The sequence below is a fragment of the Klenkia brasiliensis genome, assembly GCF_900100695.1.
In the GTDB taxonomy this organism is placed as follows: Bacteria; Actinomycetota; Actinomycetes; order Mycobacteriales; family Geodermatophilaceae; genus Klenkia; species Klenkia brasiliensis.
The window spans coordinates 607,195-622,389 of record NZ_FNCF01000002.1; the positions used below are offsets into that span (position 1 = coordinate 607,195).

A 15,195-nucleotide genomic window follows, 5' to 3' on the forward strand; every position below is an offset into this window, starting at 1 on the left:
CCGTGCAGAACCCGTCGGAGATCGTCAGCCAGGTGCGCGACAGCGTCACCCACGCTGCCGCGTCCGCCGCGGCCGAGGCGACCACGGTGTCCACCGTGGTCAGCTCGCAGGTGGGCGACTTCATCCGCACCCAGCGCAACGCCGCCCAGGTGTCGCTGCGCGAGCTGGCCCGCAGCGCCGGGGTCAGCAACCCCTACCTCTCGCAGGTGGAGCGGGGACTGCGCAAGCCGTCGGCGGAGATCCTGGCCCAGATCGCCCGGGGTCTGAAGATCTCCGCCGAGACGCTCTACGAGCAGGCCGGGATCCTCGACCGCCGGTCCGGCACGCCGGACACGGTCACCGCGATCCGGTCGGACCCGGCGCTGAGCGAGCGGCACAAGGCCGTGCTGCTCGACCTCTACGAGTCCCTGGCCGACAGCACCGCCAGTCCCCCCACCCCGCAGCACGCCCCGCTCTCGACGAAGGAGGAGCACCCGTGAACGCCACCGAGGCCCGCGAGCTCACCAAGAAGCGCGCCCAGCGCACCGTCCGCGACGTCCAGCTGACCGCCAAGGCCGCCGGCGAGTACGCCGTCAGCACCGGTCGCACCGGCGTGCTGGCCGCCATCGGCGCCGGCGACGTCGCCGTCGACCGCGTCCGCACGGCCCTGGAGACCCTGCGCGACCGCGCCGAGGCCCTGCCCGGCGAGGCCCAGGCGCAGGCCGACGCCGCCGTCAAGGAGGCCCGCGCCCGCGCCGGGGCCACCCGCGAGCGCGCCACGTCGCTCCTCGGCCAGGCCCGCGGCCGCGCCGAGGACGCCGCCGACCGCGCTCAGGGCGCCGCGCGCCCCGAGGCCGTCAAGGACACCGCCGTCGAGGTCCGCGGCACCGTGACCACGCTGGCCGGCGCCGTCCGCGACCAGGCGCTGACCACGGTCAACGGCCTGGCCGCCCGCGGCGAGGAGGTCGTCGAGGACCTGCGCCGCCAGCCGGGCTTCCGCAACCTGGTGGGCAAGGCCGAGCGCGCCGTCGACGCCGTCGAGGACACCCTCGAGGACGCCCTCGACACGACCGAGGAGGCCGTCGGCGACACCGCAGACGAGGTCACCTCGGTCGCGCAGAAGAGCAAGGCCGAGGCCGGGGACGCCGCCGACGAGGTCACCTCGGTGGCCCAGAAGAGCAAGGCGCGCACCAGCAAGGCCGTCACCGAGGTCAAGCGGGACGTCCGCCGCGAGGCCCGCTCGGCCAAGCGCTCGATCCGCTCCACCGCCGGCACCGCGCCGCAGACCCCGGCCGAGCGCACCCCCGCGAAGCGGACCACCGCCGCCACGAAGAGCACCCCCGCCAAGGCCGGCACCCCCGCCAAGGCCACCGCGCCGTCGGCCCGCAGCAGCGCGCCCTCGGCCTCGAGCAACGCCCCCTCGGCGTCCAGCTCGGCCCCCAGCTCGAACTGAGCGACCGCCACGGGCCCCGCAGCGATCTCGCTGCGGGCCCCGTGGCGTACCCGCAGCTACGCTGGGCGCATGGCGGGCTTCGACAACGCGCTGTTCGCGGTCATCCTCTACGCGGTGCTCGCGCTCGGCGCCTGGGCGACGGTGGACGCGATCATCCGCCCCGCCGCGGGCTACGTGGCCGTCGGGAAGCTGACCAAGCCCGCCTGGGTGGCCATCACCGCGCTCGCCACGGTCATCGTCTACGCCTTCGGCGTGCTGTCGTTCCTGGGCCTGCCGGCCGTCGTCGGCATCATCGTGTACCTGGTCGACGTCCGGCCGGCGCTGCGCGGCCTGCAGTCGGGCAACAGCAGCTGGTGACTCAGCCGCGGGGCATGACCACCCAGAGCACCAGGTAGGCGATGAACTGCGGCCCGGGCAGGACGCAGGAGATCAGGAACGCCGCCCGGACGACGGTGCGGGACAGCCCGAAGCGGCGGGCCAGGCCCGAGCACACGCCGGCGATGACCTTGTGCTGGGTGTCGCGGGAGAAGCTGCGGTGTGCCGGAGAGGTCATGCCGACACCGTAGGGTGGCCCGCTGGCAGCCGCCTGGCGGATCAGCCGAAGATGCCTGGTGGGGGCTCCGGCGAGGCCACCGCGGAGGCGTCCGCGACCGGCAGCGCGGTGCCCACGAAGGCGTCCAGGTCCCCGCCCGCGACCACCCGCGACGGCATCGGGTCCCCGGCGCAGCGCCGGGTGAGCGCTGCGACCGGCAGCGCGGCGTCCGAGGCGACCGCGACGGTGTTGCCGTGCCGGCGACCGCGCAGCGTGCCGGGCTCGGCGGCCAGCAGGACGTGGCCGAACACCGACCGCAGGGTCGCCGCCTGGGTGCGCAGGAAGCGCAGCGGCGGGCCGTCGGAGACGTTCCACGCGGTCACCCCGCCCGGCCGCAGCACCCGGGCGACCTGGACGGCGAACTCGGTGCTGGTCAGGTGGGCCGGGGTGCGGGCGCCGGCGAACACGTCGACCAGCACCAGGTCGGCGCTGGCGTCGTGCATCGCCTCCAGGCCCGCCCGGGCATCGGCGGCACGCACCCGGACGCGGGCGCCGCGGGGCAGCGGCAGGTGCTCGCGGACCAGCTCGGTGAGCGGCTCGTCGACCTCCACCACCCGCTGCCGCGACCCCGGCCGGGTCACCGCGACGTACCGCGGCAGGGTCAGCGCGCCCCCGCCCAGGTGCACCACGTCCAGCGGCGCGCCCTCCTCGGCGGCCAGGTCGACCACGTGGCCCATCCGGCGCACGTACTCGAACTCCAGGTGCGCCGGGTCGTCGAGGTCGACGTGCGACTGCGGGACGCCGTCCAGCATCAGCACGTAGCTGCGGTCGCGGTCGGCGTCGCCCAGGATCTCGGCCACCCCGCCGGCCACCGCCACCTGCCCGGGCATGACGGGGTGCTCGGGCGCCCTGCGCCTGCTCACGAGGTGGGTGCGACGGCCGACCAGCGCACGGTGACCTCGCCGTGCCGCCAGCGCCGGGTCGACCCCACCAGCGGCCAGCCCTGCGCCGACAGCGCCTCGACCGCGGCCACCCACCGCTGCCGCGGGCCGAAGGTCGACAGCCCCGCCGCGGACGCCCAGGCCGCGTCGAACGCGGCCAGGAAGGCGTGCACCGGCTGGCCGGGGACGTTGTGGTGGATGAGCGCCTTGGGCAGCCGCTCGGCCAGGTCGGAGGGCCGGTCGATGTCCGAGGGCCGGACGGCGAGGGTGAGGGTGAGCGGCCCCGACTCGTCCAGCGCCACCCAGCAGGCCCGCCGTCCCCACTCGTCGCAGGTGCCCTCGACCAGCAGCCCGCCCGGGCCCAGCGCCGCGCACATGGTCGCCCAGGCCCGGGCCGCGGACTCCTCGTCGTACTGGCGCAGCACGTTGAACGCGCGCACCAGCACCGGCGCGAGCCCGGCGAGCTCGAACCCGCCGACCCGGAAGTCCACCCGCGGCGGGTCCCGGTCGGCCGCCACGGCGGCCACGCGCTCGGGGTCGATCTCCAGCCCGACGACCTCCAGGCCGTCGACCTCGGGGCGCAGCCGGTCGACCAGCTCCAGGGTGGTCACCGCCGAGGCGCCGTAGCCCAGGTCGACCACCAGCGGGCGGGCGGCGTCGCGCAGCCGCGGCACCTGGGTGGCCAGCAGCCAGCGGTCGACGCGGCGCAGCCGGTTGGCGTTCGTGGTGCCGCGGGTGGGCAGGCCCAGCGCGCGGGCGCGGCCGGCGGCCAGCCGGGGCTTCTTCGGGGTCGGGGGCAGGACCGCCTTCCGGGAGTGGTCGCTGCTCACCCGACCGGAGGGTAGTCCCGGTTAGCGTGGGGGCCGTGCTGGTGCATCAGGGGACGCGGTTGGCCGAGCTCACCACGTTGGCGGTGGGGGGCCCCGTCGAGCGGCTGGTCGAGGTGCACGACGCCGACGAGCTGGTCGCCGCGGTGCGCGACGCCGACGCCGCCGGGCGCCCGCTGCTGGTGCTGGGCGGCGGCTCCAACGTGGTCGCCCCCGACGCGGGCTGGCCCGGGGACGTCGTCGCCGTCCGCTCGCGCGGGGTGGTGCGCACCGGCGACGCGCTCGAGGTGCAGGCCGGCGAGCCGTGGGACGACCTGGTCGCGCACACCGTCGCCGAGGGCCTGGCCGGGATGGAGGCGCTGTCGGGCATCCCCGGCAGCACCGGCGCCACCCCGGTGCAGAACGTGGGCGCCTACGGCCAGGAGGTCGCCCAGACCATCACCGCCGTGCGGGTGCTCGACCGCCGCGACGGGTCGGTGCGCACCCTGTCCCCGGCCGACTGCGGGTTCGGCTACCGGGACTCGGCGCTCAAGCGGAACCCCGGGGCGTTCGTCGTGCTCACCGTGACCTTCGGGCTGACCGCGTCGGAGCTGTCGATGCCGGTCGGGTACGCCGAGCTCGCGAAGCGGCTGGGCGTGGAGGTGGGGCAGCGGGCGCCGCTGGCCGACGTCCGGGCCGCGGTGCTGGAGCTGCGCCGGGGCAAGGGCATGGTGCTCGACCCGGCCGACCCCGACTCCCGCAGCGCCGGGTCGTTCTTCACCAACCCGGTGGTGCCCGCGTCGATGGCGGTGGAGGGCTGCCCGAGCTGGCCGGCCGGGGACGACGTGAAGCTGTCGGCGGCGTGGCTGGTGCAGCACGCCGGCTTCGGCCGCGGCACCCGCGACGGCCACGTGGGGACGTCGTCCCGGCACTCGCTGGCGCTCACCACCGAGCCGGGCGCGACCGCCGACGAGCTGCTCGCCTTCGCCGGCCGGGTCGTGGACGCCGTCCGGGAGAGGTTCGGCGTGACGCTGGTCCCCGAGCCCACCGCCGTCCGCCCCTGACGACCCCACCAGGTATCGGAAGCTCTACCCCGTTCGACGGGCCGGACCGGCCGGGTGGAGCTTCCGTTACCTGGGCGCTCAGGCCTCGCGGTGGACCTTGTGCTGGGCGGCCTGGGCCCGCGGGCGGACCACCATCAGGTCGATGTTGACGTGGTGCGGGCGGGTGACGGTCCAGGCCACGCAGTCGGCGACGTCCTCGGCGACCAGCGGCTCCCGCACGCCCTCGTAGACCTTCGCGGCCTTCGCGGCGTCGCCGGTGCGGTTGAGCGCGAACTCGTCGGTCTTGACCATCCCGGGCGCGATCTCCACGACGCGCACCGGCTCGGCGACCAGCTCCAGCCGCAGCGTCTCGGCCAGGGTGTGCACGCCGTGCTTGGCCGCGGTGTAGCTGGCCCCGCCCTCGTAGCTGACCAGGCCGGCGGTGGAGCCCATGAGCACCACGTCGCCGGCGCCGGAGGCGCGCAGCGCGGGCAGCAGCGCCTTGGTCACCCGCACGGTGCCCAGCACGTTGACCTCGAAGGCGCGGGTCCAGGAGCTCAGGTCGGCCTCGGCCACGGGGGCGGCGTCGAAGGCGCCGCCGGCGTTGTTGACCAGCACGTCGACCCGCTCCAGGGAGTCGGCGAGGGCCTGCACCGACGCGTCGCTGGTGACGTCGAGCTCGACGGCGCGCCCGCCGGTGCGCTCGGCCAGCTCGGTCAGCCGGTCCAGCCGGCGGGCGGCCAGGACGACGTCGAAGCCGTCGGCGGCCAGCCGGGCCGCCGTGGCGGCACCGATGCCGCTGGAGGCTCCGGTGACGACGGCCACACGGCCGGTGCCGGGGAAGGGGAGGGCGGGGGTCTCGGCGGGCATGCCCCCAGTCTGCTGGTGCAGGATGGGGAGCCGACAACGCGCCCGCCCGGGCGCCCGCGGGAGGAGTGGCGTGCCTGGTCGTCGCCCCCTGCGCCCCACGGGCCAGCGGACCGGGCGCAGCCCGCTGCCGCGCCGGGTCGCCACCCTGAGCGTGCACACCAGCCCGCTGGACCAGCCCGGCGCCGGTGACGCCGGGGGGCTCAACGTCTACGTCGTCGAGGTCTCCCGGCGGCTGGCCGCGCGGGGCATCGCCGTCGAGGTGTTCACCCGGGCGACGTCCTCGGACCTGCCGCCGGTGGTGGAGATGGTCCCCGGCGTCACGGTGCGGCACGTGTCGGCCGGTCCGTTCGAGGGCCTGGGCAAGCACGACCTGCCCGCGCAGCTGTGCGCGTTCACCGCCGCGGTGCTGCGCGAGGAGGCCCGGCACGAGCCCGGCCACTACGACGTGCTGCACAGCCACTACTGGCTCTCCGGGCAGGTCGGCTGGCTGGCCCGTGACCGGTGGGGCGTGCCGCTGGTGCACTCCGCGCACACCCTGGCCAAGGTCAAGAACGCCGCGCTGGCCGACGGCGACGAGCCCGAGCCGCGCGCCCGGGTGATCGGCGAGGAGCAGGTGGTCGCCGAGGCCGACCGGCTGATCGCCAACACCGCCGAGGAGGCCCGCCAGCTGGTCCGCTGGTACGACGCCGACCCCGCGCGCACCCTGGTCGTCCCGCCCGGTGTGGACCTCGAGCGCTTCGCCCCGGGCGACCGGGCCGCGGCCCGCCGGGCGGTCGGGGTGGCCGACGACGCCCTGGTGCTGCTGTTCGTCGGCCGCATCCAGCCGCTCAAGGCCCCCGATGTGCTGCTGCACGCCGCGGCCCGCCTGCTGGCCGACGAGCCGGGGCTGCGGGCCCGGCTGCAGGTGCTGGTGGTCGGGGCGCCCAGCGGCAGCGGGCTGGCCGAGCCCCGGCAGCTGCAGGAGCTCGCGGTCTCCCTCGGCATCGCCGACGTCGTCCGGTTCGTGCCGCCGCAGGCACCCGCCGCGCTGGCCGAGCACTACCGCGCCGCCGACGTCGCCGTCGTCCCCAGCCACAACGAGTCCTTCGGGCTGGTGGCGCTGGAGGCCCAGGCCTGCGGCACCCCCGTGGTGGCCGCGGCCGTGGGCGGGCTGCCCACCGCCGTGGACGACGGCGTCTCGGGCGTGCTGGTCGACGGCCACGACCCGGCCGACTACGCCGCGGCGATCCGCAAGGTGGTCGAGCAGCGCGACCTGCTCGCGGCCGGCGCGCGGCGGCACGCCGCCCGGTTCAGCTGGGACCGCACCACCGAGTCCCTGGTCGACGCCTACGCCGCGGCCATCGGGGAGATGCGCGCGGTCGTCCGGCCGCCCCGCGAGCGCGTGCGCGCCGCGGTGCGGGCCTTCTCGGTCGGGGGGCCGGCCCGGTGAGCACCGTCGCCGAGCTGGAGCGGGTGGTGGACGCCGCGCTGCGCGACGCCGAGCTGGTCTACGAGCACCCGGCGCCCGGCCGCTTCCTGGTCGACCTGCCCGGCACCAAGAAGCTCAAGACGGTGTGCGGGCTGGTGATCGGCGAGCACGGGCTGCGCATCGAGGCCTTCGTCTGCCGGCAGCCCGACGAGAACCGCGAGCAGCTGTGGACCTGGCTGCTGCAGCACAACGCGCGGATGTACGGCGTGGCCTACTCCATCGACGCCGTCGGCGACGTCTACCTCACCGGCCGGGTCAGCGCGGCGTCGGTGACCGCAGCGGAGGTCGACCGGCTGCTGGGCGCGGTGCTCAGCTACGCCGACGACCACTTCAACACCATGCTCGAGATCGGGTTCGGCACCTCGATCCGCCGCGAGTGGGACTGGCGGGTCAAGCGCGGGGAGTCCCTGCGCAACCTGGAGGCGTTCGCCGACTTCGTGCGCCGGCCACGGGGGTGACCGACCGGCCGGCGGGCTACGAGCGCCGCTGGTGGGTGCTCACCACGATGATCGTCTGCCTCATGGTCGTGATCATGGGGAACACGGTGCTCAACGTGGCCCTGCCGACGCTGCAGCGCGACCTCGCCGCGACGCAGAGCCAGCTGCAGTGGGCCATCGACGCCTACATCCTGGTCTTCGCCGGGCTGCTGTTCAGCTGGGGCGTCATCGGCGACCGCATCGGCCGCAGGCGCGCGCTGCTGGTCGGCCTGGGCATCTTCTCCCTCGGGTCGGTGCTGGCCGCCTTCGCCGGGTCGGCCGGGGAGCTCATCGCGTGGCGGGCGCTCATGGGCGTGGGCGGGGCGGCCGTGCAGCCGGCCACCCTCGCCGTCATCAGCAACGTCTTCCCGCCGGGGGAGCGCAGCCGGGCCATCGGCATCTGGGCCGGGGCGGCCGGCATCGGCATCGCGGGCGGGCCGCTGGCCGGCGGGCTGGTGCTGGAGCACTTCTGGTGGGGTGCGGTCTTCCTGCTGGGCATCCCGGTGGCCGCGGTGGGGGCGCTCGGCGTGGTGACCCTGGTGCCGGAGTCGAAGGACCCCGCGCCCGGCCGGCTCGACGTCCCCGGGGTGCTGTTGTCGATCGCCGGTCTGGGCGCGCTGGTGTTCGGCATCATCCGCGGCGGCGAGGGCGTGGGCTGGACGACGCCCGGTGTGCTCGGCCCCCTGCTCGGCGGCCTCGCGCTGCTCGGGGTGTTCGTCTGGTGGCAGCGGCGCACTCCGCACCCCGCCCTGGACGTCTCGCTGTTCCGGCTGCCGGCCTTCTCCGCCGCGGCCGGGGCGCTGGCGCTGAACTTCTTCGCGCTGCAGGGCGCCACGTTCTACCTCGTCTACTACCTGCAGGGCGCGCTGGGCTACACCCCGCTGCAGTCGGGGGCGTCGCTGGTGCCGATGGCGGTGGCCATCGCGATCGCCTCGCCGCGGGCCTCCCGGCTGGCCGACCGGTTCGGCGCCAAGCTGGTCTGCGCCGCCGGCTTCGGGCTCATGGCGACCGCGTTCGCGGCCAACCAGCTGCTCGACCTGCAGGCCCCGGTGTGGCTGGTGCTGGCGGTGCTCTTCCTGCAGGGCCTGGGCCTGGGCACCGTGCTGGCCCCGGCCACCGAGTCGATCATGAGCGTCGTGCCGCGGGAGAAGGCCGGCGCCGGGGGAGCGGTGAACAACACCGTCCGCCAGGTCGGCGGGGCGCTCGGGGTGGCCATCCTGGGGTCGCTGGTGGCCGGGGTGTACGCCGCCCGGCTGGGCGACGCCGTCGACGTGCTGCCCGAGGCCGCCCGCGAGCAGGCCCGCCAGTCGGTGGTCGCCACGCTGGAGGCCGTCCGGGTCACCGGGGCCACCGAGCTCGTGCAGCCCGCACGGGAGGCGTTCGTGGCGGCGATGCACACCACCGCGATCGGGACGGCCGCCTCGGCCGCGTTCGCCGCGGTCGTGTGCCTGGTCTGGCTCCCCGGCCGGCGTCCGCAACCGAAGGGTTGACGACGGCCCGGGGGTGAGGCCATGCTGGCGTCTGCAACCGATCGGTTGCAGAAGGAGGATCGATGGCCGACCAGCTGTCCCGGGTGTTCGCCGCCCTGGCCGACCCCACCCGGCGCGACATGGTCGCGCGGCTGACCGTCGGCGACGCCACCGTGGGCGAGCTCGCCGCGCCCTACGACGTCAGCACCCAGGCCGTCTCCAAGCACCTCAAGGTGCTCGAGGGCGCCGGCCTGGTCAGCCGCAGCCGCTCGGCGCAGACCCGGCCGGTCCACCTCGAGGCCGAGGTGCTGGACCTGATGACCGCCTGGGTCGAGCGGTACCGCCGCCGCGCCGAGGAACGCTTCACCCGCCTGGACGCCGTCCTGGCCGACCTGCAGGAGGACCCGTCATGACCACCGCCACCACGGCCCGGATCGAGGCCGACCCCGCCCTGCCGATCATCCGGATCACCCGGGACTTCACCGGCACGGTGGCGCAGCTCATGCGCGCCCACCTCGACCCCGACCTCTACGCCCGCTGGGTCGGCCCCGACGACACGACCACCCGGATCGACGTCTGGGACGCCCGCGACGGCGGGTCGTGGCGGTTCACCGGTGTGCGCGGGGACGAGGAGTGGTCCTTCCGCGGCTGCTTCCACCGCATCGGCACCGACACGATCGTGCAGACCTTCACGTGGGAGGGGATGCCCGAGGACGTCAGCCTGGAGACGCTGCGGTTCGAGGACCTGGGCGGGGGCCGGGTGCGGCTGCACGCCCAGTCGCTGGTCGACTCCTTCGAGGGTCGCGACGCCTGGCTGCGCAGCGGCATGGAGACCGGCGTGGACCAGGGCTACGCCAAGCTCGACGCCCTGCTGGCCGCGGCGTGAGCGCCCTGGACCGGTTCGACCGGGTCACCGGCCGGTTCACCGACGTCGTCGCCGGGGTCAGCGACTGGGCCGCCCCGGCCCCGGTCGAGGGCTGGACGGCGGCCGACGTGGTGGGCCACCTGGTCGACTGGCTGCCCGGGCTGCTCGCCGCGGACGACGTCGTCCTCGCCGTGGAGCGGACCGGTGACCCGGCGCAGGACTGGGCCCGGCACACCGCCGCCGTCCGGGCCCTGCTCACCTCGCCGCGCGCCGCCGAGCCGTTCACCCACCAGCACCTGGGCACCCTGCCGCTCGCCGAGGCGGTCGACCGGTTCTGGACCACCGACGTCCTGCTGCACACCTGGGACCTCGCCGCGGCCAGCGGCCAGGACGCCGGCCTGGACGAGGCCGAGTGCGCGCAGCTGCTGGCCGGGATGGAGCCGATGGACGACCTGCTGCGCTCCTCGGGCCAGTACGGCCCGCGGGTGCCGGTGCCCGAGGACGCCCCGGCGGTGGACCGGCTCATGGGCTTCGTCGGCCGCGACCCGTCCTGGCAGCCGGGGTAGCCCTCGGGCGCTCGGGCACGTACAACGGAGGGGGTCGTCCACCACCGCGGCCGTCGCCGACGAGAGGACCGCATGGCCGCCCGGAACCGCCGACCGCTGCTGCGCGCCACGCTGGGCGCCCACCTCGCCGGCGAGGTCGACCCAGTCGCCACCACCGAGGCCGCCCGCGGGGTCGCCTACGCCCTGGTCGACCGGGCACGGGGCACCGACGACCCCGAGGTGACCCGCCGGCTGGTCCGGCTGGCCGACGACCAGGGCCTGGACGAGCTGGCCGAGCTGTGGGCCGACGCCCCGGCGGTCTCGCTGCCCGGCGCGCTCTGGCGGCTCTACCTGCTGCGCGCCTGGGTGCAGCGGGACCCGGTGTCGGCCGCCCGCCAGTTCGGGGCCGGCCAGGGCCGGGTGCTGCCCCGCGAGGTCGTCGCCGGCCTCGCCGACCCGCCGGGCCCCGAGGGTGTCCGCGACCTGGCCGACGCCGTGCTCACCGGCGTGTTCGAGGGTGACCTGGACGTCGCCCTGGACCGGGCGGCCGCGTTCTGCTGGGTCGTCGCGGGTGGCCGCGCGGTGCAGGCCGACGACCTCGACGACACCGACCCCGACGCCGCCGACCGGGTCACCCGGGGCGGGCACGCGCTGGCCCGCACCGCCGACCAGCTGGCCGCCGCGGCCCGGCGCTGGCGGGCGGGCACCCTCACCTGATCCCCGGCGCACGCCTACCGTCGACGGCGATGGCCGACGAGACGGAGCTGCGCAGCCGCACCCGGGCGCTCACCGGGGTGGTGGGGGCGACCGCGCTGGTCTACCCGCTGCTGGTCTGCGCGGTGCAGGTGGCGCTGGCCCAGTTCCTCACCGACGACCCCGGGGCGGCGGTGGGCTGGGGGGTCGCGGGGACGGCGCTGTGCGTGGCCGTGGTCGCGGTGATCCGCTGGAGCACCGGACGCCGGGTGCGCAGCCCGTGGCTGCTGGCCGGCCTGGTGCCGCCGGTGCTGTTCGAGGCCTGGCTGCTCTGGCCCCTGCTGACCGGGTGAGCCGTCGGGCAGGATGGGCGCCGTGACCGGAACTCTGGTGCTCCTCCGCCACGGCGAGAGCGAGTGGAACAAGGCCAACCTCTTCACCGGCTGGGTGGACGTCGCCCTCTCCGAGAAGGGCCGCGCGGAGGCCACCCGGGGCGGTGAGCTGCTCAAGGGCGAGGGCCTGCTGCCCGACGTGCTGCACACCTCGCTGCTCAAGCGCGCGATCACCACCGCCGAGCTGGCCCTGGCCGCGGCCGACCGGCAGTGGATCCCGGTGACCCGCTCCTGGCGGCTCAACGAGCGGCACTACGGCGCCCTGCAGGGCAAGGACAAGGCCGCCACCCTCGCCGAGTACGGCGAGGAGCAGTTCATGACCTGGCGGCGCAGCTACGCCACCCCGCCGCCGCCGATCGACCCCTCCGACGAGTACAGCCAGGACGCCGACCCCCGCTACGCGTTCCTGCCCCCGGAGGCGCGGCCGGCCACCGAGTGCCTGGCCGACGTCGTCGTCCGGATGCTGCCCTACTGGTACGACGCGGTCGTGCCGGACCTGCGGGCCGGGAAGACGGTCCTGGTCACCGCGCACGGCAACAGCCTGCGGGCGCTGGTGAAGCACCTGGACGGCATGGGTGACGACGAGGTGGTGGGCCTGAACATCCCCACCGGCGTCCCGCTGCGCTACGACCTCGACGACGACCTGCGCCCGACCAACCCCGGTGGCACCTACCTCGACCCCGAGGCCGCCGCCGAGGCGATCAAGGCAGTGGCCGCCCAGGGCACGAAGTAGCACCCACGACGAAGGGCCCCGGGACGACGTCCCGGGGCCCTTCGTCGTGCGGGCTCAGCTGGCGGCGGCGGCCATGGGCAGCGGGCGCTCACCGGTGACCAGGTAGACCACCCGGCGGGCGACGCTGACGGCGTGGTCGGCGAAGCGCTCGTAGTAGCGGCCCAGCAGCGTGATGTCGATGGCCGACTGGATGCCGTGCGGCCAGGTGTCGTCGAGCAGCTCGCGGAACAGCTGCTGGTGGCTGCGGTCCATCAGGTCGTCGTCGGCCTCGAGGCGCACCGCGGCCTCGATGTCGCGCTTGGCGATGATGGTGCCGGCCTGGGCGACCAGGCTCTCGGCGGTGTGCCCCATGTCGAGGAAGACCGGGCGGACCTCCTGCGGCACCGCGTGGTCGGGGAAGCGCATCCGCGCGACCTTGGCGATGTGCTGGGCCAGGTCGCCCATCCGCTCGAGGTCCTGCACGGTGGCCATCGCGGTGGTGACCGAGCGCAGGTCGGTCGCGACCGGCGCCTGCCGGGCCAGCAGCGTGAAGCAGCGGTCGTCGACGTTCTCGCGCACCGCGTCGATGTGCGCGTCGCCGGCGATGACCAGGTCGGCCAGGGCCACGTCGGCGTCCAGCAGGGCGGTGGTGGCCTTGCTCATCGCCGAGCCCACCGAGTTGGTCATCTCGACCAGGCACGTGGTGATGTCGTCGAGCTCTTCGCGGTAGGTGTCCCGCATGGTCCCCTCCAGTGCGTCCGCCGGGCACAGCCGGGGGCAGTCGTCGACGGGGCGCGGCGCGGGCCAGGTGGCTGCGGCTCGGCGGCCCCGCCTGCGAGTTTAGGGACCGGCGGAGTTCCGTGGTGGGGCCAGCAGGTGAACGCCGGGGCACCGGGCCGTGAACACTCCCTCACCCGGGGGGTGATCCGGCCGTCGCCGGGCAGGAACGGGGCCCGGATCGGCCTAGCATCGCCATCGTGCACCCGCTGCTGTGGCTGGCGCTCGGTCTCCTCGTGGGCGGGGCGACCGTCGCCCTGATCGCCCGGGCCCGTCGTCGGGCCACCGACCCGGACACCTACGAGGACCCGCCGGACTACCTGCCCGGCAGCCCCCCGCCGGTGGACGACGAGACCGTGCTGGCCCGCCGGCTGCTGGACCTGATGGACCCGGCCGTCGTGCTGCTGGACCTCTACGACTCCGTGCTGCTGGCCAACCCCTCGGCGCGGGCGCTGGGCATCGTGCGGGGCACCCGGCTGCTGGTGCCCGGCCTGGTGGCGGTGGCCCACGAGGTGCGCCGGCACGGCAGCCGCCGCGCCGACGTGCAGCTGCCCGGTGACCTGGTGGGCTCCGGTCCCCGGTTGGTGGGCGTGCACGGCGTGCGGCTGGACAGCGGGCCGGCGCTGGAGCGCGGTCCGGTCGCGCTGGTGCTGCAGGACGTCACCGAGGCCCGCCGGGTGGAGGCGGTGCGGCGGGACTTCGTCGCCAACGTGGGCCACGAGCTGAAGACGCCGGTCGGGGCGCTGGCGCTGCTGGCCGAGGCCACCCAGGGTGCGGCCGACGACCCCGAGACCGTGCAGCGCTTCGCCGCCCGGATGACCCACGAGGCCGACCGGCTGTCCCGGCTGGTGCGCGAGCTGATCGACCTGTCCCGGCTGCAGGGCGCCGAGCCGATGCCCGAGCTGGCCCCGGTCGAGGTCAGCGCCGTGGTGGCCGAGGCGGTCGACCGCACCCGGCTGGCGGCGGTGGCCAAGGGCATCGAGCTGGCCGTGGGGGAGCAGCCCGACCTCGTCGTCCTGGGCGTGGAGGCGCAGTTGAGCACCGCGGTGACCAACCTGCTGGCCAACGCCGTCGCCTACTCCCCGGAGGGCACGCGCATCGCGGTCGGCACCCGCGCGCGGTCGGGCTTCGCCGAGATCGCCGTCACCGACTCCGGCATCGGCATCCCGCGGGCCGACCGCGCGCGGGTGTTCGAGCGCTTCTACCGGGTGGACCAGTCCCGGGCCAGCACCACCGGGGGCACCGGGCTGGGGCTGGCCATCGTCAAGCACGTGGCCACCAACCACGGCGGGTCGGTGAGCGTGTGGAGCGAGGAGGGCCTGGGGTCGACCTTCACCCTGCGCGTCCCGCTGGCCCCCGCCCCGGCCGAGCCCGCCGAGGCACCCACCGACCCCGCGGGGATCACCCGCGACCGCGTCGACGCGCTCCGCGCCGCCGTCACCGAGGTAGACATGCAGAGAGGACGGACATGACCCGAGTGCTGGTGGTGGAGGACGAGGAGTCCTTCTCCGACGCGCTGTCCTACATGCTGCGCCGCGAGGGCTACGAGGCCGTCGTCGCCGGCAACGGGATCGACGCCCTGGCCGAGTTCGACCGGGGCGGCGCGGACATCGTGCTGCTGGACCTGATGCTGCCGGGCCTGTCGGGCACCGAGGTCTGCCGGACGCTGCGCTCCCGCAGCGCGGTGCCGATCATCATGCTCACCGCGAAGGACACCGAGATCGACAAGGTCGTCGGTCTGGAGCTCGGCGCCGACGACTACGTGACCAAGCCCTACTCCGCCCGCGAGCTGCTGGCCCGCATCCGGGCCGTGCTGCGCCGCGGCACCGAGTCCGACCTGCCGCCCGACGCCACCCTGGTCGCCGGCCCCGTGCGGATGGACGTCGAGCGGCACACCGTGTCCGTCGACGGCGAGACCGTCTCGCTGCCGCTCAAGGAGTTCGACCTGCTGGAGCTGCTGCTGCGCAACGCCGGCAGGGTGCTCACCCGCGGCCAGCTGATCGACCGCGTGTGGGGCTCGGACTACGTGGGCGACACCAAGACCCTCGACGTCCACGTCAAGCGCCTGCGCGCCAAGATCGAGCCCGACCCGGCCACCCCCAAGTGGCTGGTGACCGTGCGGGGCCTGGGCTACAAGTTCGAGAGCTGAGCGGGCCGGGGGACCGGCCCCGGGG

General features: G+C 75.6%; 20 protein-coding genes. 15 read left to right on the forward strand and 5 right to left on the reverse strand.

The window, feature by feature from the left end; translation table 11 throughout:
- Positions 1–2: 2 nt before the first annotated feature.
- The 3 genes from BLT39_RS07250 (at position 3) to BLT39_RS07260 (ending at position 1,789) form a co-directional block, all read left to right on the forward strand.
- Positions 3–479 (forward strand): helix-turn-helix domain-containing protein, encoded by a 477-nt coding sequence (locus BLT39_RS07250; RefSeq protein WP_165640193.1) that lies wholly within the window; start codon positions 3–5, stop codon positions 477–479.
- Positions 476–1,432: a hypothetical protein gene (locus BLT39_RS22350; RefSeq protein WP_242658225.1), complete on the forward strand. Its 957-nt coding sequence runs from the start codon at positions 476–478 to the stop codon at positions 1,430–1,432. The genes BLT39_RS07250 and BLT39_RS22350 overlap by 4 nt, the downstream gene beginning before the upstream one ends.
- Positions 1,433–1,501: 69 nt before the next feature.
- The gene (locus BLT39_RS07260) at positions 1,502–1,789 is read left to right on the forward strand and encodes a DUF2516 family protein (protein WP_091061123.1); all 288 of its coding nucleotides are present in this window, start codon (positions 1,502–1,504) and stop codon (positions 1,787–1,789) included.
- A gap of 1 nt (position 1,790) precedes the next feature.
- Here BLT39_RS07260 and BLT39_RS07265 read toward each other — a convergent pair whose 3' ends face one another.
- Genes BLT39_RS07265 through BLT39_RS07275 form a run of 3 tightly spaced genes read right to left on the reverse strand, consistent with a single transcriptional unit; the run spans position 1,791 to position 3,735 of the window.
- Positions 1,791–1,985, reverse strand: a complete 195-nt coding sequence (locus BLT39_RS07265) for a PspC domain-containing protein (protein WP_091061126.1) — start codon at positions 1,983–1,985, stop codon at positions 1,791–1,793.
- A 41-nt stretch (positions 1,986–2,026) separates the two neighbouring features.
- On the reverse strand, positions 2,027–2,854 hold the full coding sequence (locus BLT39_RS07270; protein ID WP_091061130.1) for a spermidine synthase: 828 nt from the start codon (positions 2,852–2,854) through the stop codon (positions 2,027–2,029).
- Positions 2,855–2,883: 29 nt separating this feature from the next.
- Complete coding sequence (locus tag BLT39_RS07275) at positions 2,884–3,735, reverse strand: class I SAM-dependent methyltransferase (RefSeq protein ID WP_091061133.1); 852 nt, start codon at positions 3,733–3,735, stop codon at positions 2,884–2,886.
- A 35-nt stretch (positions 3,736–3,770) separates the two neighbouring features.
- Between BLT39_RS07275 and BLT39_RS07280 the strand changes: the two genes are divergently transcribed.
- Positions 3,771–4,775 carry a UDP-N-acetylmuramate dehydrogenase gene (locus BLT39_RS07280; RefSeq protein WP_091061822.1) on the forward strand — a complete coding sequence of 335 codons (1,005 nt, stop codon included), beginning with the start codon at positions 3,771–3,773 and terminating at the stop codon, positions 4,773–4,775.
- Between the two features lie 78 nt (positions 4,776–4,853).
- Here BLT39_RS07280 and BLT39_RS07285 read toward each other — a convergent pair whose 3' ends face one another.
- The gene (locus BLT39_RS07285) at positions 4,854–5,624 is read right to left on the reverse strand and encodes an SDR family oxidoreductase (RefSeq protein ID WP_091061137.1); all 771 of its coding nucleotides are present in this window, start codon (positions 5,622–5,624) and stop codon (positions 4,854–4,856) included.
- 70 nt (positions 5,625–5,694) lie between these two features.
- Here BLT39_RS07285 and mshA point away from each other — a divergent pair, with 70 nt between their 5' ends.
- The 9 genes from mshA to BLT39_RS07330 all read left to right on the forward strand — a co-directional run bounded on the left by mshA (position 5,695) and on the right by BLT39_RS07330 (position 12,265).
- Positions 5,695–7,053: a D-inositol-3-phosphate glycosyltransferase gene (mshA, locus tag BLT39_RS07290; RefSeq protein ID WP_242658226.1), complete on the forward strand. Its 1,359-nt coding sequence runs from the start codon at positions 5,695–5,697 to the stop codon at positions 7,051–7,053.
- Entirely contained in the window at positions 7,050–7,550 is a 501-nt protein-coding gene (locus BLT39_RS07295) for a type III secretion system chaperone family protein (RefSeq protein ID WP_091061145.1), read from the forward strand. Before mshA ends, BLT39_RS07295 begins: the two co-directional genes overlap by 4 nt.
- Positions 7,547–9,058 carry an MFS transporter gene (locus BLT39_RS07300; RefSeq protein WP_242658227.1) on the forward strand — a complete coding sequence of 504 codons (1,512 nt, stop codon included), beginning with the start codon at positions 7,547–7,549 and terminating at the stop codon, positions 9,056–9,058. Before BLT39_RS07295 ends, BLT39_RS07300 begins: the two co-directional genes overlap by 4 nt.
- A gap of 62 nt (positions 9,059–9,120) precedes the next feature.
- The gene (locus BLT39_RS07305; RefSeq protein ID WP_091061150.1) at positions 9,121–9,450 is read left to right on the forward strand and encodes an ArsR/SmtB family transcription factor; all 330 of its coding nucleotides are present in this window, start codon (positions 9,121–9,123) and stop codon (positions 9,448–9,450) included.
- On the forward strand, positions 9,447–9,923 hold the full coding sequence (locus tag BLT39_RS07310) for an SRPBCC domain-containing protein (protein ID WP_091061153.1): 477 nt from the start codon (positions 9,447–9,449) through the stop codon (positions 9,921–9,923). The genes BLT39_RS07305 and BLT39_RS07310 overlap by 4 nt, the downstream gene beginning before the upstream one ends.
- The gene (locus tag BLT39_RS07315) at positions 9,920–10,468 is read left to right on the forward strand and encodes a maleylpyruvate isomerase N-terminal domain-containing protein (protein WP_091061157.1); all 549 of its coding nucleotides are present in this window, start codon (positions 9,920–9,922) and stop codon (positions 10,466–10,468) included. Before BLT39_RS07310 ends, BLT39_RS07315 begins: the two co-directional genes overlap by 4 nt.
- A gap of 72 nt (positions 10,469–10,540) precedes the next feature.
- On the forward strand, positions 10,541–11,164 hold the full coding sequence (locus BLT39_RS07320; RefSeq protein ID WP_091061161.1) for a hypothetical protein: 624 nt from the start codon (positions 10,541–10,543) through the stop codon (positions 11,162–11,164).
- Positions 11,165–11,193: 29 nt separating this feature from the next.
- Positions 11,194–11,493, forward strand: a complete 300-nt coding sequence (locus tag BLT39_RS07325) for a hypothetical protein (RefSeq protein WP_091061164.1) — start codon at positions 11,194–11,196, stop codon at positions 11,491–11,493.
- A gap of 13 nt (positions 11,494–11,506) precedes the next feature.
- Positions 11,507–12,265, forward strand: coding sequence for a phosphoglyceromutase (locus BLT39_RS07330; protein ID WP_091061167.1), 759 nt, complete (start codon positions 11,507–11,509; stop codon positions 12,263–12,265).
- Positions 12,266–12,319: 54 nt separating this feature from the next.
- On the opposite strand, the gene phoU is transcribed toward BLT39_RS07330, so the two are convergent.
- Positions 12,320–12,985 carry a phosphate signaling complex protein PhoU gene (gene phoU, locus BLT39_RS07335; protein WP_091061171.1) on the reverse strand — a complete coding sequence of 222 codons (666 nt, stop codon included), beginning with the start codon at positions 12,983–12,985 and terminating at the stop codon, positions 12,320–12,322.
- 236 nt (positions 12,986–13,221) lie between these two features.
- On the opposite strand from phoU, the gene BLT39_RS07340 reads away from it, so the two are divergent.
- Positions 13,222–14,493 carry a sensor histidine kinase gene (locus BLT39_RS07340; RefSeq protein WP_091061173.1) on the forward strand — a complete coding sequence of 424 codons (1,272 nt, stop codon included), beginning with the start codon at positions 13,222–13,224 and terminating at the stop codon, positions 14,491–14,493.
- Entirely contained in the window at positions 14,490–15,170 is a 681-nt protein-coding gene (locus tag BLT39_RS07345) for a response regulator transcription factor (protein ID WP_091061177.1), read from the forward strand. Before BLT39_RS07340 ends, BLT39_RS07345 begins: the two co-directional genes overlap by 4 nt.
- The last annotated feature ends 25 nt before the right edge of the window (positions 15,171–15,195 follow it).